The 20,031-nt window shown below is 72.7% G+C and carries 12 protein-coding genes; 10 read left to right on the top strand and 2 right to left on the bottom strand.

Translation table 11 applies throughout. From position 1 onward, the window contains the following. On the bottom strand, positions 1–967 hold a 967-nt coding region (locus EAD98_RS28425; protein WP_233584011.1), incomplete at its 3' end, for an RNA polymerase sigma factor. Positions 968–1,193: 226 nt separating this feature from the next. Here EAD98_RS28425 and EAD98_RS28420 point away from each other — a divergent pair. Continuing rightward, a complete protein-coding gene (locus tag EAD98_RS28420) occupies positions 1,194–4,004 on the top strand; it encodes a family 78 glycoside hydrolase catalytic domain (protein WP_199723591.1) in 2,811 nt (936 codons plus the stop codon). 68 nt (positions 4,005–4,072) lie between these two features. Next, positions 4,073–8,713 (top strand): family 78 glycoside hydrolase catalytic domain, encoded by a 4,641-nt coding sequence (locus EAD98_RS28415; RefSeq protein WP_121657036.1) that lies wholly within the window; start codon positions 4,073–4,075, stop codon positions 8,711–8,713. A 64-nt stretch (positions 8,714–8,777) separates the two neighbouring features. On the opposite strand, the gene EAD98_RS28410 is transcribed toward EAD98_RS28415, so the two are convergent. Beyond that, positions 8,778–9,809 carry a LacI family DNA-binding transcriptional regulator gene (locus tag EAD98_RS28410; RefSeq protein WP_121657032.1) on the bottom strand — a complete coding sequence of 344 codons (1,032 nt, stop codon included), beginning with the start codon at positions 9,807–9,809 and terminating at the stop codon, positions 8,778–8,780. Between the two features lie 310 nt (positions 9,810–10,119). Here EAD98_RS28410 and EAD98_RS28405 point away from each other — a divergent pair, with 310 nt between their 5' ends. From EAD98_RS28405 to EAD98_RS28370, 8 genes are all read left to right on the top strand, one after another. Next, entirely contained in the window at positions 10,120–11,643 is a 1,524-nt protein-coding gene (locus EAD98_RS28405) for a sugar ABC transporter ATP-binding protein (RefSeq protein WP_121657031.1), read from the top strand. Further along, positions 11,640–12,701: an ABC transporter permease gene (locus tag EAD98_RS28400; RefSeq protein ID WP_121657030.1), complete on the top strand. Its 1,062-nt coding sequence runs from the start codon at positions 11,640–11,642 to the stop codon at positions 12,699–12,701. The genes EAD98_RS28405 and EAD98_RS28400 overlap by 4 nt, the downstream gene beginning before the upstream one ends. After that, on the top strand, positions 12,691–13,746 hold the full coding sequence (locus tag EAD98_RS28395; RefSeq protein ID WP_121657029.1) for an ABC transporter permease: 1,056 nt from the start codon (positions 12,691–12,693) through the stop codon (positions 13,744–13,746). The genes EAD98_RS28400 and EAD98_RS28395 overlap by 11 nt, the downstream gene beginning before the upstream one ends. Positions 13,747–13,777: 31 nt before the next feature. After that, on the top strand, positions 13,778–14,869 hold the full coding sequence (rhaS, locus tag EAD98_RS28390; RefSeq protein ID WP_233584010.1) for a rhamnose ABC transporter substrate-binding protein: 1,092 nt from the start codon (positions 13,778–13,780) through the stop codon (positions 14,867–14,869). A 64-nt stretch (positions 14,870–14,933) separates the two neighbouring features. Then, a complete protein-coding gene (locus EAD98_RS28385) occupies positions 14,934–15,311 on the top strand; it encodes an L-rhamnose mutarotase (RefSeq protein ID WP_121657027.1) in 378 nt (125 codons plus the stop codon). Further along, positions 15,308–16,489 (top strand): L-rhamnose isomerase, encoded by a 1,182-nt coding sequence (gene rhaI / locus EAD98_RS28380; protein ID WP_121657026.1) that lies wholly within the window; start codon positions 15,308–15,310, stop codon positions 16,487–16,489. The genes EAD98_RS28385 and rhaI overlap by 4 nt, the downstream gene beginning before the upstream one ends. A gap of 37 nt (positions 16,490–16,526) precedes the next feature. Then, entirely contained in the window at positions 16,527–18,560 is a 2,034-nt protein-coding gene (locus EAD98_RS28375; RefSeq protein ID WP_121657025.1) for a bifunctional aldolase/short-chain dehydrogenase, read from the top strand. 27 nt (positions 18,561–18,587) lie between these two features. Then, the gene (locus tag EAD98_RS28370) at positions 18,588–20,030 is read left to right on the top strand and encodes a rhamnulokinase family protein (protein ID WP_233584009.1); all 1,443 of its coding nucleotides are present in this window, start codon (positions 18,588–18,590) and stop codon (positions 20,028–20,030) included. Position 20,031: the final 1 nt, after the last annotated feature.

Here is a 20,031-nt window from a genome sequence, read left to right as displayed (position 1 = left end):
GTTGGGCCACGATGATCGCCCCGATCACCAGCGCGGCGACCGTGGCGGCCGCGCAGATCGGCCCCAGCACGCTCTTCGACCCGAACGAGATGCTGGTGCGCAGCCCGCCGGTGCCGGGCATTGGCCCGCCGCCCAGGGGTTCGACCGGCGTGGGCAGGGCGGTGGTGGCGGCCGCGAGGTTCTCGGCCGTCCCGGGTGGGATCGGCAGCAGCGGCAGCCCGGCGAGCAGGCGGTCCACCGGGAGCAGGTCCCGGGCCCAGGAACCGCAGGCACCGCATTCGCGTACGTGCCGGGCCAGGCGCTTGCGCCACAGTGGGCTCGGGCGGCCGTCCCACGTGCGGGTCACGTCGCGCAGGGCGGGGCAGGTGGCGCTGGCGCGCAGCGCCCGGACCACGCTGCGGGACACCTCCAGCTGTTCCTTCATCCGCTGGATCCGTACCGCCGCGTGGCCCTCGGTCAGGCCGAGCGCCGCGGCGAGGTCGGCCCGGTCGAGGTTCCCGGTGGCCTCCAGCCACCAGAGGGCGAGCAACGTCTGGTCGTCGTCGTCGAGCCAGCGGGTCGCCTCGGCCACCTCGCGACGCTGGTCGGTCAGGCCGAGCCGCAGGATGGTGAGCCCGGCGAAGTCCGCGGCCGGGTCGGGCACCCCGTACGCGCTGTCGAGGTCGGCGGTGTGGGTCAGCGCGGCACGGCGCTGCTGCTCGCGGTCCCGCACCTGGCGCACCGTGATGGCGATCAGCCAGGACCGGTACGCGGCCGGATCGCGCAGGTCGGCCAGGTGACGGACGACGCGGAGCAGGGTCTCCTGGACCACGTCGTCGACGTCGGCGTGCCCCCGCAGCGCCCGGCCGACCACGTTGTAGACGAGGGGGAGGGACGCGGCCACCAGGGCGTCGAGCGCCTGCGGGTCGCCGTTGCGGGCGGCGACCACCATCTCGGTGTCGGCCCCATCCCGACCGGTACCGCGCATCGTTTCACTCCCTTGTGTGGTCGCACCGCTACCCAGTGGAGGACCGTGGTGGGTTCACGAGCACGGCCTCCCCTCAGGAGACCGGCGGGCCGCGCCGGGATAACAGTTTCCACGGCCGGACCGGACGGAGCCAGGCGCGGGCGTCGGATCCATCACGGTGAACGTCTTCACTTGACCACGACGAGCGCGTAACCTGCCTGAAACGATTCATAGAGCGGAGGCCCGCGTGACTCGTCGTACTCTCGGATTCCGGCCGGCTGTCCGGCGGCGCCGGACAGCGGTGCTCCTGGCGGCGACGACCGTGGTCGCGGTGGTCCTCAGCGGGGCGCCACCGGCGCTGGCCGCGCGGGGACACGCGCCGGGCGCGCCGACCGCCCTGACCGTCGGCGACCGGAGCCGACCCCTCAACGTCGAGGGCGTCCCGCGCTTCGGCTGGCTGCCCCGCGACGCCGACCCCGGTGAGACGCAGACCGCCTACCGGATCACCGTCAGCGCCACCGGCGGCGACCGGGTCTGGGACTCCGGCAAGGTCGCCTCCGACCAGCAGGCCTACGTGCCGTACGCGGGGCCCACCCTGCGTTCGGGCACGGCGTACGAGTGGACGGTCCGCACCTGGGACCGCACCGACCGGCAGTCCCCGCCCGCCGCCGGGGCCTTCGAGACCGGCATCGACGACACCGAGTGGGAGGGCGCCAGCTGGATCCGGCGCGCCACCACCGAGGCCGACGACTACACCCTGGCCCGCACCGAGGTACGCCCCAACGCCAGCCGCGTCGTCCGCGCCCGCGCCTACACCGCCGCCGACCACACCTACGAGCTCTACCTCAACGGCGCCCGCGCCGACCGGGGGACCTCCTTCGGTTACCCGGGCGAGGACTACTACCAGGCCGCCGACGTCACGAAACTGGTGAAAGCCGGTGCGCCGCTGGTCATCGGGGTGCGCTACCACTGGTACGGCAGCGGTCAGGGCCGCCCCGCCGGCAACCGTGGCCTGCTCGTGAAGCTGGTCGTCGAGCACGCCGACGGCACCCGCGAGGTGTACGGCACGGACGACTCCTGGCGGGTCGCCCGCGACACCCAGTTCGTCGCGAACGCCGAGCGCCGCAACGGCGAGGGCGACCGGGTCGAGCGGCAGGACGCCCGCGCCGAGGTCGCCGGCTGGATGCGGCCCGGCTACGACGACAGCGCCGGCGGGTTCACCGCCGCCGAGGTGCTCGGCGCGCACCCGACCGCGTCGTCGCCGCACCTGATCGGGCAGGAGACCCGGCTGGTCGAGACCCCCGTCAGACCGGTCGCGCTGCGCACCGCCGCCGACGGCACGGTCGTCGCCGACTTCGGCGTGGTCATCCCCGCCCGCCCGGTCGTCCGGTTCGACGCCGGCGTCGCCGGGCGCGCCATCGACCTGCGGGCCGGCTACACCCTCACCGACACCGGCCGGGTCGACACGTCCACCCTCCAGTCGCAGGGCACCACCATGAGCTTCCCGTACCTGCAGAAGGACGGGCCGCAGGAGTTCCGGGCCTTCACCCACCTCGGGTTCCGCTACCTGGAGATCCCCGGCGCCGGCGAGAAGATCTCGGCGCGCGACCTCTCCGCCGTCGTGGTGCACACCGACGTGCCGGCCGGCCGGGAGGCGAGCTTCGCCAGCTCCAACGCCACCCTCGACGCGGTGTGGGCGATGATGAAGCGGTCCGCGATCTACTCCGTCCAGGAGGCGTTCGTCGACACCCCCACCCGGGAGAAGGGCCAGTTCCTCGGCGACGCCGCGAACATCTCGTACGCCACGATGGCCGCCTTCGGCGAGCGCGACGCCACCCAGCAGGCCATCCGCGAGTTCCTCCGCTCGGCCGCCCGCTACTGGACCGCCGAGGGCGACCGTGGCCGCTACAACGCCGTCTACCCCAACGGCGACGGCAAGCGGGACATCCCCGACTACTCGCTGATGTTCGTCGACTGGGTGTGGCGGTACTGGACCGAGACCGGTGACCGCGAGCTGCTGGCCGAGGCGTACCCGGCCATCCGGGACACCGCCGAGTACGTGCTGCGCCACATCCCGGCCACCGGCCCCACCGCCGGCCTGGTCACCGACCTGACCGGCGGCAGCGGCGCCTACCGGTACGGCATCATCGACTGGCCCGAGCCCGGCCGCTTCGGCTACGACATGAGCACCGCCGCCCGGACCACCATCAACGCGCAGAGCGTCGACGTGCTGCGGACCACCGCCCGGATGGCCGAGGCGCTCGGCCGGCCCGCCGACGAGGTCACCACGTACGACCGGCGGGCCGCGGACCTCACCGACGCGGTCAACGCCACACTGCGCGCCGCCGACGGCAGCTACGTCGACGGGCTCTCGGCCACCGGCGAGCGCAGCGGCCACGCCGGGCAGCACGCCACGTCGTACGCCGTCGCGCACGGACTGGCCCCGCAGGCCGACCTGCCCGCGCTGGCCGACCACGTCGCGTCGATGGGCATGAAACAGGGGCCGATGACCGCCCACTGGCTGCTGCGGGCGCTCGCCGACGCCGGCCGGCCCGAGGCGGTGCTGCGACTGCTGACCAACCCCGACGACCTGGGCTGGGCGAACATCCTCGCCCAGGGCGGCACCTTCACCTGGGAGGCCTGGACCCTCGACCCCGGCAGCAACTTCAGCCAGTCGCACGGCTGGGGCGCGCAGGCGGTGGTCGACGTGCAGGAGACCCTGCTCGGCGTCCGCACCGCCAGCCCGGGCGCCGCGACGGTCGACGTCGTACCGCCCGCCACCGGGCTCGACCGCGCCAGCGGCACCGTGCCCACCCAGCGCGGACCGGTCCGCCTCGACTGGCGGCGCACCAACGCCGGAATGCGCGTCGACCTCGACGTGCCGGTCAACGTCACCGCCCGGGTCGCCCTGCCGGTCGTGCCGGGAAAGTCCTACCGGGCGGCCGGCCCGAGCAGAGCCACCTTCGTCGGCATCGAGGACGGCCGGGCCGTCTTCCAGGTCGGCTCCGGCCGGTCCAGCTTCCACCCGGTCGCCGGTGCGGCGGCCCAGCCCCGCTGACGTCCCGTTCGGGGCCGGTCGTCGGCCCGCCGCCACCACCGGAAGGAAGAGGATCAGGAATGATGCGCATGACGCGGCGCCACGCCGCACCCTCCGCGCTTCTCGTGCTGCTGCTCGGCCTCACCCCGACGGTGGTGCCGGGCCCGGCCACGGCCGCCGCGCCGGCGGCCCCCGCGCTGACGGTCACCGGACTGACCACCGAACGGGCCACCGAGCCCATCGGGCTGGACGTGGGAAAGCCGCGCCTCGGCTGGCGCATCGAGGCCACCACCCGGGGCGTGCTCCAGGAGTCGTACCAGGTGCGCGTCGCCACCGGCGCGGACCGGCTGGACGACGCCGACGTCTGGGACAGCGGCCGGATCCGGTCCCGGGAGAGCACCCTCGTCCCGTACGCCGGCCCGCAGCTGCGACCCCGCACCCGGTACGCCTGGCAGGTCCGGGTCTGGGACACCACGGGCCGCGACTCCGGGTGGAGCGCGCCGTCGTTCTGGGAGACCGGCGTACGGGGCGGCGACGGCTGGCGGGCCGACTGGATCGGCATGCCGTCGCCCACCGAGACCTGGACCGACTACACCGTGCAGACGACGGTACGGCTGGAACGCGACGCGGCCGGGATCTTCCTGCGCGCCCGTGGCGCGGCGAACTCGTACATGTGGCAGTTCTCCACCACCGGCGGCAGCGCCAAGCTGCGCCCGCACGTCCGCGTCGACGGCGCCTGGACGCTGCTCAAGGAGGTCCCGCTCGGCGCGGTCGTGCCGGCCGACAAGCTGACCGCGCCGCACACCCTGCGCATCACCGCGGCCGGCGACACCATCACCACCTGGGTCGACGGCACCCAGGTCGATGTCACCCGCAGCACCGCGCACCGGGCCGGCTCGGTGGGCCTGCGCACCAACGGGGTGGAGACCGGGGTCTTCTCCGACTTCTCGGTGACCAGCGGCGACCACACCCTCTTCGCGGCCCCGCTCACCGACGGCGAGAATCCGTTCGGGGCCGGCACGGCCACCGCGGGCGGCCTGCGGGTCACCGGCGACACCGAGGCGATGCTCACCGCGCTGGACGCGAACCCGCTGCTGCGCCGGGGCTTCCGGGTCGACGGCACGGTCGCCCGAGCCCGGCTCTACGCCACCGCACTCGGCGTCTACCAGCTGTCCCTCAACGGCCAGCGGGTCGGCGACCACGAGTTGGCGCCCGGCTGGACGGATTACGACAAGCGGGTCCAGTACCAGACGTACGACGTGACCCGCCAGCTCCGCGCCGGCGACAACGCCCTCGGCGCGCTGCTGGGTGACGGTTGGTACGCCGGCAGCATCGCCTGGTTCGGCACCGACAACTACGGCTCCCGGCCGCACCTGAGCGCGCAACTGATGATCGACTATGCCGACGGGCGCAGCGAGACGATCGGCACCGACGGCTCGTGGCGCGCCACGGCCGGGCCCTTCCGGCAGAGTGACCTGATCCACGGCGAGACCTACGACGCGCGGCGGCTGCCGGCCGGCTGGGACCGTCCCGGGTTCGACGACTCCGGCTGGTCGCTTGCCACCGTGGACGACGTCGACGCCACCGACCGGATCGTCGCCCAGGTCGACCCGCCGGTGCGGGTCACGCAGGAGCTGCCCGCGAAGGCGCTGACCCAGCCCACGCCCGGCACCTGGATCTTCGACCTCGGTCAGAACATGGTGGGCAAGGTGCGCCTCAAGGTCGACGGCCCGGCCGGCGCCACGGTCCGCATCCGGCACGCCGAGGTGCTCAACCCGGACGGCACCGCCTACACCGCCAACCTGCGTACGGCCCGGGCCACCGACCTCTACACGCTGCGCGGCGGCGGCGCCGAGGTCTACGAGCCGACGTTCACCTTCCACGGCTTCCGTTACGTCGAGTTGACCGGCTACCCGGGCACTCCCGACCTGTCCACCGTCACCGGCCTGGTCATGCACACCGACGGGGAGCTCACCAGCGAGTTCGACACCTCCAACGCGATGGTGAACAAGCTGCACAGCAACATCACCTGGGGGCAGCGCGGCAACTTCCTGTCCATCCCGACCGACACCCCGGCCCGGGACGAGCGGCTCGGCTGGACCGGTGACATCAACGTCTTCGCCAACACCGCGACGTTCAACATGGACAGTCTGACGTTCCTCACCAAGTGGTTGCAGGACCTGCGGGACGCCCAGTCGGCGAACGGCGCGTACCCCGACGTCGCGCCCCGGGCCTGCTGCGGGGACGGCGCGACCGGATGGGCCGACGCCGGGATCACCGTGCCGTACGCGCTCTGGCAACGCTACGGCGACACCCGCGTGATCGAGGAGCACTACGCGTCGATGACGCGGTACGCGTCCTGGTTGGAGAGCACCAGCTCGGGTCACCTGCGGACCAACGCCGGCCCGTACCTCGACTGGCTCAACCTGGACGATCCGACGCCGGCCGGCGTCGTCGGAACGGCCTACTACGCCTACAGCATCCGGCTGTTGGGCCAGCTGGCCGGCGCCATCGGCAAGGACGCCGACGCGGCCCGCTACGCGGCGCTGTCCAAGGACATCGCGCAGGCGTTCGTCGACGCGTACGTCGCCGCCGACGGCACGGTGCAGGGCGACAGCCAGACCGGGTACGTGCTGGCCATCGGCATGGGCCTGCTGCCCGACACGCTGCGGGCCAAGGCCGCCGACCGGCTGGTCGACAACGTGCAACGTCACGACTGGCACCTCTCCACCGGTTTCCTCGGCACCCCGGACCTGCTGCCGGCGCTCAGTGCGACCGGGCATCTGGACGTCGCGTACCGGCTGCTGCTCAACGACACCTATCCGTCGTGGGGATACGAGATCGCCAAGGGCGCGACGACGATCTGGGAGCGTTGGGACTCGATCAAACCCGACGGCAGCTTCGGCGACGTGGGGATGAACTCCTTCAACCACTACGCCTACGGCGCGGTGGGGGACTGGATGTACCGGACCGTGGCCGGCATCCAACCCGACAACGACAAGCCGGGGTACGCGCACCTCACGTTCGCCCCGCAGCCCGGTGGCGACCTCACCTCGGCCAGGGCGTCGTACCGCTCGGCCTACGGAACGATCGGCAGCGACTGGGATCTCGACGCACGCGGGGACATGCGGCTGCGGCTCACCCTGCCGGCGAACACCACGGCGACCGTACGCCTGCCCGCACCGGGACGGAACGCGGTCACCGAGGGTGGCCGACCGGCGGAGCAGGCCGACGGTGTGCGGTTCGTCCGGATGGACGGCGCGGTCGCCGTCTACGAGATCGGCTCCGGTTCGTACTCCTTCGCGGTCGACCGGGTGCTCGGCGACCTGGGCGACGCCGGCGACACGGCACGGGAGCTGGGGACGCTCACCGACCAGTTGGCCGGTGAGCTGAGTCGACCGGTGGCCGAGTACCTGCGCGGCCGGTTCAGCCGACTCGGCGCGGAGACGACGGCGGCGCGGACGGCGTACCTGGCGGGCAACTCCCGTTCCGCCGCCGGTGACGTGCACCGTGCCCTGGCGAGCGCCGCCGACACGGCCCGGTGGCTGCGGACCCAGGTCGCCACGGGTCGCCTCGACCAGGCCCACGCGGACCGGTTCACCGCGCTGCTCACCCGGGTCGACCAGCGGCTCTCCGCGGCGTCGTCGACCCTGGTCGGCGCCGTGGTGAAACTCGACCTGCCAGTGGGGGAGCGGCTGCCCGGCGAGGTCGTACGCGCCACCGTCACGGTGACCAACGGCGGGCGGGACCGGCTGACCGGCGTCACCTCCGACCTGCGGGCGCCCGACGGCTGGACGGTGACCCCGGTCGGAAAGCGAGCCACCACGGTCGCGCCGGGCGGCACCGTCAGCCACCGCTACGACCTGCGGATCCCCGCCGGTCAGGCGCCGGTGAGCGGGGCCGTCGACGGCTCCGCCAGCTACCGCCACCGAGGTGGCAGCGCGACGCTGCCCGTCGCGGGAACGGTCGCCGTCGCGCCGGCGGTGCAGATCGTGTCGGCGGCCCCGGCCCCGGCCGACGTCGCCCCGGGCGCCACGACGACGGTCGGCACCGTGCTGCGCAACCGGGCCGGCGTACGGGTGACCGGGCAGCTGACCGTCACCGCGCCGGACAGCTGGCGGGCGGCGCCGGCCACCACCGGGTACGACCTCGCTCCCGGCGCGCGGACCACCGTGTCGACCGTGCTCACCGCGCCCGTGTCGGTGACCCAGGGGCCGGTGGAGATCACGGTGGCGACCGGCGACACGGCGGCCGAACGGCGCCTCGTCGCGATCCCGGTACGGTTCGACGATCCACCGCCCGGCGCGTACGACCACGTCGACCTGGGTGTCGCGGCGTCCGAGCAGGCGCACCGCCTCGCCGCCTCGACCTACTCGGCCACCAGCACCGAGGCCGGCCTGACCCGCCGGTACACCGACACGACCCGCCCCGGCGGCTGGTTCGAGTTCGACCTCGCCGTCGAGCCCGGCGAGCCGTTCGTGCTGCGCGCTCGGGAGACGTACGACGGGCCGCAGCTCAAGGACTACGAGGTGGTCGTGGACGGGGTGGTGGCGCACAGTCGCGCGTGGCGGCGTACGGCGGCCGGAGCCGGCACGGTCAGCTACCAGTTCGTGGTCGACCTGCCGGACGCGACTGGCGACGGGGTGGTGCGGGTGCGGTTCCGGGACACGGGTGACGGCTACGATCCGTCGATCGCCGACGTCTGGGCCACGCCCGTCCCGGCGGCCTGACTCACCCGCCTGCCGTTCCGGCCGCCGGGGGCCACCGCGCCCCGACTGGGCGCGGTTCGGGCGGTCAGCGCCGGGTGCGCCGGGGGTGGTCGCTGGAGCGGCGGACGACCAGCTCCGGCTGGAAGACCACGTGCCGGTGCCGGTGCGCGTCGCCGGGCTCGGCCTCCTCCAGCAGCAGCTGCGCCGCGGTGCGGCCGAGCTGGTCGCGGGGCTGGCGTACCGATGACAGCGGCACCGCCGCCGCGTCGGCGAACTCGATGTCGTCGTAGCCGACGATGGCCACGTCGGCCGGCACACGCAGGCCGCGCGCGGTCAACTCCTGGAGGACGCCGAGCGCGATGAGGTCGTTGGCGCAGAAGACGGCGGTGGGGCGCTGCCGGGCCGGCAGAGTCAGCAGCTCCTCGGCGGCGCGCCGGCCGGCGGCGACGGTCAGGCTGGTGGTCACCGCCACCCGGAGTTCGGCGCCGCTGTCACGTTCCTCCAGTGCCGAGGCGGCACCGGCGTGCCGGTCGGCGACCTGGGCGATGGAGAGCGGGCCGCCGAGGTAGGCGATGCGGTGGTGGCCCTGATCCAGCAGGTGGTCCATGGCCAGCCGGCCGCCGAGGACGTCGTCGACCGCCACCGAGCAGCGGTTCGCCCGGCCCGTGCCCCGGTCCACCAGCACCACCGGAATGCCCCGGTCGATGAGCTTGTCCAGGTTGGGCTGGGGGCCGTGGCCGACCGGGGTGATGAGGACGCCGCGGACCCGCTGCTCTTCCAGCAGCTCCAGGTGGCGACGTTCTCGGGCGCTGTCCTCGCCGCTGTTGCAGACGACGAGCATGGCGCCGGCTTCCTCCACCACCTGTTCGGCGCCGCGGACGACGTCGGTGAAGAACGGGTTGGCCACGTCCAGGACGACGATGGCCACGGTGCGGCTGTGCCCGGCGCGCAGTTGGCGCGCGGAGTCGTTGCGGACGTAGCCGAGCGTGCTGATGGCGTCGAGCACCCGCTGGCGGGTGGCGGGGGCGACCGTGTCGGGCCGATTGAGCACGTTGCTCACCGTGCCGAGGGAGACGCCGGCGTGCCGGGCGACCTCCTTGATGTTCGCCGTTGCCATGACTCCCTCGACGTTCCGTGCGGTGGTCGCGGGCCCGAGCCCGAGCGGGTCGCGGTCGCGGTGATTCCCCGGAAAGCCCGTCGCGGGGACGGCTGGACCGGGTAGCTCCGGCAGTGTATAGCGGCTAAAACGTTTCATCCAGCCAGCCGGTGGTCCCGCGCGTCGCGTCGCCGATCGGCGGCACGGGTCCGAGGGTGCGCGGAGCCCGCATCGGCAACGGCCAAGAAATCATGGCGAAACTCTTGACGCTCACGAATGCCTCCCCCTACGGTCCATGCACGACTCGTGAAACGATTCAGGAGGGGATCGGATGACCGCCGACGCACCAGGCACGGACGGCGCTCCGCTGCTGGTACTCGACGGCGTGACGAAGTCCTTCGGGGCCGTCGCCGCGCTGCGTGGGGTGCACCTGGCGCTGCACGCCGGCGAGGCCCACGCCCTGGTCGGCGAGAACGGGGCGGGCAAGTCCACCCTGGTGAAGATCCTGGCCGGCGCGCACCCGCCGGACTCCGGCGAGATGACGCTGGACGGGCAGCCGCTGCGACTGCGCGGCCCCGCCGACGCCCGGGCCGCCGGCATCGCTGTCATCTACCAGGAGCCGACGCTCTTTCCGGATCTGTCCGTGGCGGAGAACATCTTCATGGGCCGGCAACCGCTTCGCGGCCTGCGCCGCATCGACAGCGCGGCGATGAACCGCGACGCCGAGCGGCTGTTCCAGCGGCTCGGGGTCCGGATCGACCCGACCCGTCCCGCCCGAGGGCTCTCCATCGCCGACCAGCAGCTCGTCGAGATCGCCAAGGCGATCTCCTTCGACGCCCGCGTCCTGGTCATGGACGAGCCCACAGCCGCGCTCTCCGGCGTGGAGGTCGAGCGGCTCTTCGCGGTCGCCCGCTCGCTCTGCGAACGCGGCGCCGCCGTGCTGTTCATCTCGCACCGGTTCGACGAGGTGTTCGACCTCTGCCACCGTGTCACCGTGCTGCGCGACGGCGCCTGGGTCTCCAGCGATCCGGCCGCCGACCTCACCGTCGACGAGGTGGTGCGGCGCATGGTCGGTCGGGACGTCTCCTCGCTCTACCCGAAGCAGGTCGCCGAGCTGCGGGACACGCTGCTCGAGGTCCGTGGGCTGACCCGGGCCGGCGTCTTCACCGACGTGTCGTTCTCCGTCCGGGGCGGGGAGATCGTCGCGCTCGCCGGGCTGGTCGGCGCCGGCCGCAGCGAGGTCGCCCGCGCCGTCTTCGGCATCGACCGCTACGACGCGGGCGAGGTGCGGGTGGCCGGGCGAGGTGTTCCGGCGGGCAGGCCGGGCCGGGCGATCGCCGCCGGCATGGCGCTGGTCCCCGAGGACCGGCGGCAGCAGGGCCTGGTCATGGAGCTGTCGGTCGAGCGCAACGCGACGCTGGCCCGCCGTCGGGCGCTGAGCCGACTCGGCCTCCTGCTCGGCGGCGCGGAGCGCGCCGAGGCCCGCAGTTGGACGCGACGGTTGCAGGTGAAGGCCGCCCGGCTCAACGCCCCGGTGGCGACCCTCTCCGGCGGCAACCAGCAGAAGGTGGTGCTCGCCAAGTGGCTGGCCACCGAACCACGAATTCTGATCATCGACGAGCCGACCCGGGGCATCGACGTCGGCACCAAGTCCGAGGTGCACCGGCTGCTCTCGGAGCTGGCCGGCGAGGGCCTGGCCATCCTCATGATCAGCAGTGAACTGCCCGAGGTGCTCGGCATGGCCGACCGGGTGCTGGTCATGCACGAGGGACGCCTGGTCCGCGAGCTGTCCCGGGCCGAGGCGGACGAGACCTCCATCATGTACGCCGCCACCGGTCAAGGAGTGACCGCATGAGCCGCACCGACACCGGCGCGCCCGAGCGGCCCACCGGGACCGCACCGACCGAGCCCGACCGGCAGCGCCGCAGCCTCACCGAACGGCTGCTCGCCGTACGCGAGCTGAGCCTGCTCATCGCGCTCGGCCTGCTGGTCCTGGTGACCACCGTGCGCAACGACCGCTTCCTGAGCGGCCAGAGCGTCAAGGACCTGCTGCTGGGCTGCGCGATCCTGGTGATCCTGGCGGTCGGGCAGACCCTGGTCATCGTCACCCGCAACGTCGACCTCTCCGTCGGCTCGATCCTGGGTCTGGTCGCGTTCGCCACCGGCACGCTGTTCCTCAGCGCGCCCGGCACCCCGTGGCCCGTGGCGCTCGTCGTGGGGGTCGCGCTGGGCGCGCTCTGCGGTGTGATCAACGGCGGCCTGATCGCGGTGGCCCGGGTGCCCGCCCTGGTCATCACCCTCGGCACGCTCTACGCCTTCCGGGGCGTCGACTACTACTGGGCGTCCGGCCGGCAGATCAACGCCGCCGACATGCCCTCGTCGTTCCTGCGGCTGGGTAACCAGACCGTGCTCGGCGTACCCGTGCTGTTCCTCGTCGCGCTGGTCGTCGTCGCCGCGGTCGGCTTCTACCTGCGCTCGTACCGCAGCGGCCGGGAGCTGTACGCGATCGGCTCCGAGCCGGCCGCCGCCCGGCTCTCCGGCATCCCGGTGGGCCGGCGGGTGTTCGCGGTGTTCGTCGCCAACGGCGCGCTGGCCGGCCTCGCCGGCGTGCTGTACGCGGCCCGGTTCGGCACCCTCGACGCGGCCGCCGGCACCGGTCTGGAACTCCAGGTCGTCGCCGCCGCCGTGGTCGGCGGGGTGGCGATCTTCGGCGGCAGCGGCAGCGCCTACGGCGCGGCGCTCGGCGCCGTGCTGCTGACCACGATCGGCAGCTCGCTCGCCGTCCTGCGCATCGACCCGTTCTGGCAGCAGGCCGTGGTCGGCGCGCTCATCCTCGCCGCCATCGGGCTGGACCGGCTCCTGGCCCTGCGGGTGGCGGCCCGCCTCCGAGGGAGAAGCGCCCATGGCGCATGACAGCCTGTACGCCGCACCGCCCACCGTCGAGGCCGAGCCCGGCGCGGGCCGACTCGCCACCCTGCGCGGGCTGTTCGGGTCCTGGGACGCAGTGATCGTCGGCGCCCTCGTGGTGGCCGTGCTGGTCGCAGGACTGACCGTGGAGAACTTCGCCACCGGCCGCAACGCCCAGTTCCTGCTGCTCGACCTGGTGCCGCTGGCGTTCATCGCGCTGCCGATGACCCTGATCGTGATCACCGGCGAGATCGACCTCTCGGTGGCCAGCATGGTGGGCCTGTGCAGCACGTTGATGGGGCAGCTCTGGCTCTCCAGTGGACTGTCGCTGGAGTTGATCTGCGTCCTCGTGGTGCTGCTCGGGGCGGTGCTCGGCGCGGTGAACGGTCTCTTCGTCACCGGTTTCGGCCTGCCGTCCCTGGCGGTCACCATCGGCACGCTCGCCCTCTACCGGGGGCTGTCCTTCGTCGTGCTCGGCGACCAGGCGGTCGCGGACTTCCCGGCCGACTGGACGGCCGCCGTGGTGCGGAACATCCCCGGCACGTCGATCCCGGTCGTGGTGGTGCCGCTGCTGCTGCTCGCCCTGGTCTTCGGGGTGGTGCTGCACGCCACCGCGGCCGGCCGCGCGCTCTACGCCATGGGCAACAACGACCAGGCCGCCACGTTCACCGGCGTCTCGGTGGCCCGGACGAAGTTCTGGCTCTTCGTGGTCTCCGGCGCCGTGTGCGGGCTGGTCGGCATCTTCTGGACCCTGCGGTACGCCAGCGCCCGCGGCGACAACGCCACCGGCCTGGAGCTGACCGTCGTCACCGCCGTGCTGCTCGGCGGGGTCTCGATCTTCGGCGGCCGGGGCGCCCTGCTCGGTGTGCTGGCCGGCGTCCTGCTCCTCGGCGTCCTGCGCAACGCGTTGCAGCTCGCCGACGTCGACGCCAACGCCCTGACGATCGTCACCGGCACCCTGCTCATCGCATCCGTGGTGCTGCCCAACGCCGTCGCGGACATCCGCGCCCGGCTGCACCGTCGACGACAGCGGCACTCCGTCGCTTCGTGAGGTCCCCCGCTCACCAACCACCCCCGGAAGGATGACGATGTCCGCATACCGCAGAGGCCTCCGTGTCGGGGCCACCAGCCTCACCCTGGCCGCACTGCTGCTCAGCGCCGCAGCGTGCGGCGGCACCACCCGGGACAACTCCGGTGACGACGGCGGCGCCGGCAACCAGGCGAGCGGCGCCGCCAACCCCGACGCCGCCATCAAGGAAGGGCTCAAGATCGCCTTCCTGCCGAAGCAGCTGAACAACCCGTACTTCACCGTCTCGGACAACGGCGGCAAGGACGCGGTCACCGAGTTCAAGGGTGAGTTCAAGGAGGTCGGCCCGTCCGAGGCCAGCGCCTCGTCGCAGGTCAGCTACATCAACACCCTGTCCCAGCAGGGCATGGACGTGATCGTCACCTCGGCCAACGACCCGAACGCCATCTGCGGCGCGCTCAACCAGGCGAAGGCGGCCGGCGCGAAGATCGTCACCTTCGACTCCGACACCAAGCCGGAGTGCCGGCAGATCTTCGTCAACCAGGTCACCGCCGAGGGCATCGCGGAGAACCAGGTCAAGCTGATCTCGCAGCAGATCGGCGGCGAGGGCGAGATCGCGATCCTCTCCGCGACCGCCAACGCGACCAACCAGAACGCCTGGATCGCCCTGATGAAGGAGGAGCTGAAGAAGCCCGAGTACAGCAAGGTCAAGCTGGTCACCGTGGCGTACGGCAACGACGACGACCAGAAGTCCTTCCAGGAGACCCAGGGTCTGCTCCAGTCGTACCCGAACCTCAAGGGCATCATCTCCCCGACCACGGTCGGCGTCGCGGCCGCCGGGCGCTACCTCAGCGGGTCGCAGTACAAGGGCAAGGTCAAGCTGACCGGTCTGGGCACCCCCAACCAGATGCGCCAGTACGTCAAGGACGGCACCGTCGACGCCTTCGCCCTGTGGAGCCCGGCCGACCTCGGCTACCTCGCGGCGTACGCCGGCGCGGCGCTGGCCTCCGGCCAGATCACCGGCGCCGAGGGCGACAAGTTCAAGGCCGGCAAGCTCGGCGAGTTCACCGTCGGCAAGGACGGGGTGGTCATTCTCGGCCCGCCCACCGTCTTCGACAAGAGCAACATCGACCAGTTCCAGTTCTGACCGCCCTCCCGGTCGGTGCGGCGTACACCGCGCCGCACCGACCGGGGGAGCCGACGGGAGAACCATGCCCCGCGTCTGCTTCACCCTCCAGGTAGACCCCGACCGACTCGACGAGTACCGCGCCCGCCACGCACGGGTCTGGCCGGAGATGCTCGCCGCCCTGGCCGAGAGCGGTTGGCACGACTACTCGCTCTTCCTCCGCGACGACGGCCTGCTCGTGGGCTACCTGGTCACCGACGACTTCGCGGCGGCCCAGGCCGCCATGCAGACCAGCGACGTCAACACCCGCTGGCAGGCGGAGATGGCGCCCTACTTCGTCGGCCTCGACCAGGGCGCCGCCGACCGGGCCATCCGGCCGCTGGACGAGGTCTTCAACCTTGAGGCGCAGCTCAGCGCAGAGCGTGAGACGCGGCTCGCCGCACAGACGGGAGAAACCCCATGACGCAGCCCGACGCGCAGACCCTTGAGCGGGTCCGGTCAGCCCTGCGCGCGCAGCGCATCGAGACCCCGTCCTGGGCGTACGCCAACTCCGGCACCCGGTTCAAAGTGTTCCCGCAGGAGGGCGTGCCGCGTAACCCGTACGAGAAGATCGCCGACGCGGCGGTGGTGCACCGGCTCACCGGCGTCGCGCCGACCGTCGCCCTGCACATTCCGTGGGACCGCGTCGACGACTACGCCGACCTGGCCGCGTACGCGACCGACCACGGGGTCGGCCTGGGCGCGATCAACGCCAACGTCTTCCAGGACAACGACTACAAGCTGGGCAGTGTCACCAACCCGGATCCGGGTGTGCGCCGCAAGGCGATCGACCACCTGCTCGAGTGCGTGGACATCATGGACCGCACCGGCTCCCGGGACCTGAAGCTCTGGTTCTCCGACGGGACCAACTACCCGGGCCAGGACGACCTTCGCGCCCGGCAGGACCGGCTGGCGACGGCGCTGCGGGAGACCTACGACCGGCTCGGCGACGGCCAACGGCTGCTGCTGGAGTACAAGCTGTTCGAGCCGGCCTTCTACGCCACGGACGTGCCGGACTGGGGCACCGCGTACGCGCACTGCCTGGAGTTGGGCCCGAAGGCGCAGGTGGTCATCGACACCGGGCACCACGCGCCGGGTACGAACATCGAGTTCATCGTGGCGTTCCTGCTGCGCGTCGGGAAGCTCGGCGCCTTCGACTTCAACTCCCGCTTCTACGCCGACGACGACCTGATGGTCGGCTCCGCGGACCCGTTCCAGCTGTTCCGGATCATGCACGAGATCGTCCGGGGTGACGCGTTGGCGCCCGAGGCCGGGATCGCGTTCATGCTCGACCAGTGCCACAACATCGAGCCGAAGATCCCGGCCATCATCCGTTCGGTGCTCAACGTGCAGGAGGCGACGGCGAAGGCGCTGCTCGTCGACCCGGACGCGCTGGCCGCCGCGCAGCGGACCGGCGACGTGCTCGCCGCGAACGCGGTGCTGATGGACGCGTACAACACCGACGTCCGGCCGCTGCTCGCCGAGCTGCGTACGGACCTGGGCCTGGACCCGGACCCGATGGCCGCGTACGCCCGCTCCGGCTACTTCGAGAAGATCCGCGCCGAACGTGCCGACGGCCAGCAGGCCGGCTGGGGCGCCTGACCACCACCGAAGAACGCAGACTGGGGACGTGAGGACGATGCAACCCGAGGTTCAGGCGCTGATCGCGCGCAGCAACCGGCTCGGCGCCGACCCGACCACGACGAACTACGCCGGGGGCAACACCTCCGCCAAGGGCGCGGACACCGATCCGGTCACCGGTGGGCCCGTCGACCTGCTGTGGGTCAAGGGTTCGGGCGGCGATCTCGGCACCCTGACCCGGTCCGGTCTGGCGGCGCTGCGGCTGGACCGGCTCCGCGCTCTCGTCGACGTGTACCCCGGGATCGAGCGCGAGGACGAGATGGTCGCCGCGTTCGACTACTGCCTGCACGGCCGCGGCGGCGCCGCACCGTCCATCGACACGGCGATGCACGGTCTGGTCGACGTGGCGCACGTCGACCACCTGCACCCCGACGCGGGCATCGCGATCGCCGCCGCCGCCGACGGGCCCGAACTGACCAAGGAGATCTTCGGCGAGCGGGTGCTGTGGGTCCCCTGGCGGCGGCCCGGCTTCCAGCTCGGCCTGGACATCGCCGCCGTGGCGCGGGCCAACCCGCAGGCGATCGGCGTGATCCTCGGTGGGCACGGCATCACCGCGTGGGGCGCGACGAGTGACGAGTGCGAACGCAACTCGTTGGAGATCATCCGCAGGGCGCAGGCCTTCCTCGACGAGCGGGGTCGGGCCGAGCCGCTCGGCCCGCTCATCGACGGCTACGAGCCGCTGCCGACCGACGAGCGTCGACGTCGGGCGGCGGCGCTGTTCCCGGTGCTGCGGGGCCTCGCGTCCACCGACCGGCCGCAGGTCGGCCACTTCACCGACAGCGACGTGGTGCTCGACTTCGTCGCCCGGGAGAAGCACCCCGCGCTCGCGGCCCTCGGCACCTCATGCCCGGACCACTTCCTGCGTACCAAGGTCCGTCCGATGGTGCTCGACCTGCCGCCCACCGCTCCGATCGAGGTCGTGATCGCCCGGCTCAAGGAACTGCACGCCTCCTACCGTGACGACTACCGCGCCTACTACGAGCGGCACGCCGGCCCGGACAGCCCGCCGATGCGCGGCGCCGACCCGGCCGTCGTCCTGGTGCCGGGTGTGGGCATGTTCAGCTTCGGGGCCAACAAGCAGACCGCCCGCGTCGCCGGGGAGTTCTACGTCAACGCCATCAACGTGATGCGCGGCGCGGAGTCCGTCTCGCGGTATGCGCCGATCGACGAGGCCGAGAAGTTCCGGATCGAGTACTGGGCACTGGAGGAGGCGAAGCTCCAGCGCATGCCGAAGCCGAAGGCTCTCGCCACCCGGATCGCGTTCGTCACCGGCGGTGGCTCCGGCATCGGCCGGGCGATCGCCCACCGGCTCGCCGCGGAGGGCGCCTGCGTCGTCGTCGCCGACCGGGACGCGGAGGCGGCCGCCGCCGTCGCCGCGGAGATCGGCACCACCGATGTGGCGGTCGCCGTCGCCGCCGACGTCAGTGACGGGGACGCCGTCGCCCGCGCCCTGCGCGACGCGGTGCTCGCCTTCGGTGGGGTGGACCTGGTGGTGAACAACGCCGGGCTGTCGCTGTCCAGGTCGCTGCTGGACACGACCGAGGCGGACTGGGACATCCAGCACGACGTGATGGCCAAGGGCTCCTTCCTCGTCTCCCGCGAGGCCGCGCGGGTCCTGCTGGCGCAGGGGATGGGCGGGGACATCGTCTACATCTCCAGCAAGAACTCCCTGTTCGCCGGCCCGAACAACGTGGCCTACGGCGCGGCCAAGGCCGACCAGGCGCACCAGGTCCGGCTGCTCGCCGCGGAGCTGGGCGGGCACGGCATCCGGGTCAACGGCGTCAACCCGGACGGCGTGGTCCGCGGCTCCGGCATCTTCGCCGGGGGCTGGGGCGCCAAGCGGGCCGCCGTCTACGGCGTGCCGGAGGAGAAGCTCGGCGAGTTCTACGCCCAGCGCACGCTGCTCAAGCGTGAGGTGCTGCCCGAGCACGTCGCCAACGCGGTCTTCGTGCTCACCGGCGGGGAGTTGTCCCACACGACGGGGCTGCACATTCCGGTGGACGCCGGCGTCGCCGCGGCCTTCCTCCGCTGACCACGGCTCACCGTCAAGGAGGACGATGTGGGAAGCGGTCCCGTGCACCTCGCCGCCGTGGATCTGGGCGCCTCCAGCGGCCGGGTGATGGTCGGCCGCGTCGAGCCCGGACGGTTGGAGCTGGCCGAGGCGCACCGGTTCCGCAACGACCCGGTGCGGGTGGCGGGCAGCCTGCACTGGGACGTCCTGGCGCTGTACCGCGGCGTCCTCGACGGCCTGCGCGCCGCCGGCCCGGTCGCCAGCATCGGAGTCGACACCTGGGCCGTGGACTACGGGTTGCTCGACGCGACGGGCGCGCTGCTCGGCAACCCGGTGCACTACCGGGACGGGCGCACCGAGGGCGTCGGCGAGCGGGTGGCCAAGCAGTTGGGGCAGGAGCGGCTGTACGCCACGACCGGGCTCCAGCACCTGCCGTTCAACACCCTCTACCAGCTCGTCGCCGCTGCCGGTACGCCACAGCTCGACCTGGCGCACCGCCTGCTGCTGATCCCGGACCTCATCGCGTACTGGCTCACCGGGGAGATCGGCGCCGAGGTCACCAACGCCTCCACCACCCAGCTGTACGACCTTCGTCGCCGGGCCTGGGCGACCGACCTGATGGTGGACGCGGGCATCCGCACCGAGCTGTTCCCGCCACTGCGGGAGCCGGGCACCCGGATCGGCCCGGTCCTGCCCGCGCTGGGCCTGCCCGGAGAGCCCGCCGTCGTGGCCGTGGGGTCACACGACACCGCGTCCGCCGTGGTGGGCGTGCCGGCGGCGGGGGAGCACTTCGCCTACATCTCCTGTGGCACCTGGTCCCTCGTCGGGGTCGAACTCACGTCGCCGGTCCTCAGCGCGGCGAGCCGGCAAGCCAACTTCACCAACGAGTCCGGTGTCGACGGCACCATCCGGTACCTCCGCAACGTGATGGGCCTGTGGCCGCTTCAGGAATCGCTGCGCACCTGGGGCACCACGGACCTGCCCGCCCTGCTCCGGGAGGCGGCCCGGCAACCGGCCTTCCGCTCCGTCGTGGACCCGGACGACCCCGCGTTCCTGCCGCCGGGCGACATGCCCGCGCGCATCGCCGAGGCCTGCCGTCGTACCGGAGAGCCGGTGCCGGCCAGTCCGGCGGCGACCGTCCGGTGCATCCTCGACAGCCTCGCGCTGGCGCACCGGCGCGCCGTCGGGCAGGCGCAACTGCTCGCCGGTCGGCACGTCGACGCCGTGCACGTCGTCGGCGGCGGCGCGCGCAACGACCTGCTGTGCCAGCTCACCGCCGATGCCTGCGGACTGCCCGTGCTCGCGGGGCCGGTCGAGGCCACCGCGCTGGGTAACGTTCTGGTGCAGGCCCGCGCCCTCGGCGTGGTCGGCGGCGACCTGGCGGCGTTGCGGGCCGTGCTTCGCGACACCCAACAGATCGTCCGGTACGAGCCACGCGCCACCCAGGCGGCCTGGCGGGCCGCTGCCCGGCGCCTCGGATGGGAGGACTGAG

It is taken from the genome of Micromonospora sp. CV4, assembly GCF_003667455.1.
GTDB lineage: Bacteria > Actinomycetota > Actinomycetes > Mycobacteriales > Micromonosporaceae > Micromonospora.
The sequence above is the reverse complement of the archived record's forward strand: the minus strand, read 5'-3'. Positions and strand labels throughout refer to the sequence as shown.

What these genes read in the sequence shown, in the direction of transcription:
- rhaI (WP_121657026.1), top strand. Translation starts at nt 15,308, where the DNA reads ATGACGCAGCCCGACGCGCAGACCCTTGAGCGGGTCCGGTCAGCCCTG.
- EAD98_RS28410 (WP_121657032.1), bottom strand. Translation starts at nt 9,809, where the DNA reads ATGGCAACGGCGAACATCAAGGAGGTCGCCCGGCACGCCGGCGTCTCC.
- EAD98_RS28405 (WP_121657031.1), top strand. Translation starts at nt 10,120, where the DNA reads ATGACCGCCGACGCACCAGGCACGGACGGCGCTCCGCTGCTGGTACTC.
- EAD98_RS28400 (WP_121657030.1), top strand. Translation starts at nt 11,640, where the DNA reads ATGAGCCGCACCGACACCGGCGCGCCCGAGCGGCCCACCGGGACCGCA.
- rhaS (WP_233584010.1), top strand. Translation starts at nt 13,778, where the DNA reads ATGACGATGTCCGCATACCGCAGAGGCCTCCGTGTCGGGGCCACCAGC.
- EAD98_RS28385 (WP_121657027.1), top strand. Translation starts at nt 14,934, where the DNA reads ATGCCCCGCGTCTGCTTCACCCTCCAGGTAGACCCCGACCGACTCGAC.
- EAD98_RS28375 (WP_121657025.1), top strand. Translation starts at nt 16,527, where the DNA reads ATGCAACCCGAGGTTCAGGCGCTGATCGCGCGCAGCAACCGGCTCGGC.
- EAD98_RS28415 (WP_121657036.1), top strand. Translation starts at nt 4,073, where the DNA reads ATGACGCGGCGCCACGCCGCACCCTCCGCGCTTCTCGTGCTGCTGCTC.
- EAD98_RS28395 (WP_121657029.1), top strand. Translation starts at nt 12,691, where the DNA reads ATGGCGCATGACAGCCTGTACGCCGCACCGCCCACCGTCGAGGCCGAG.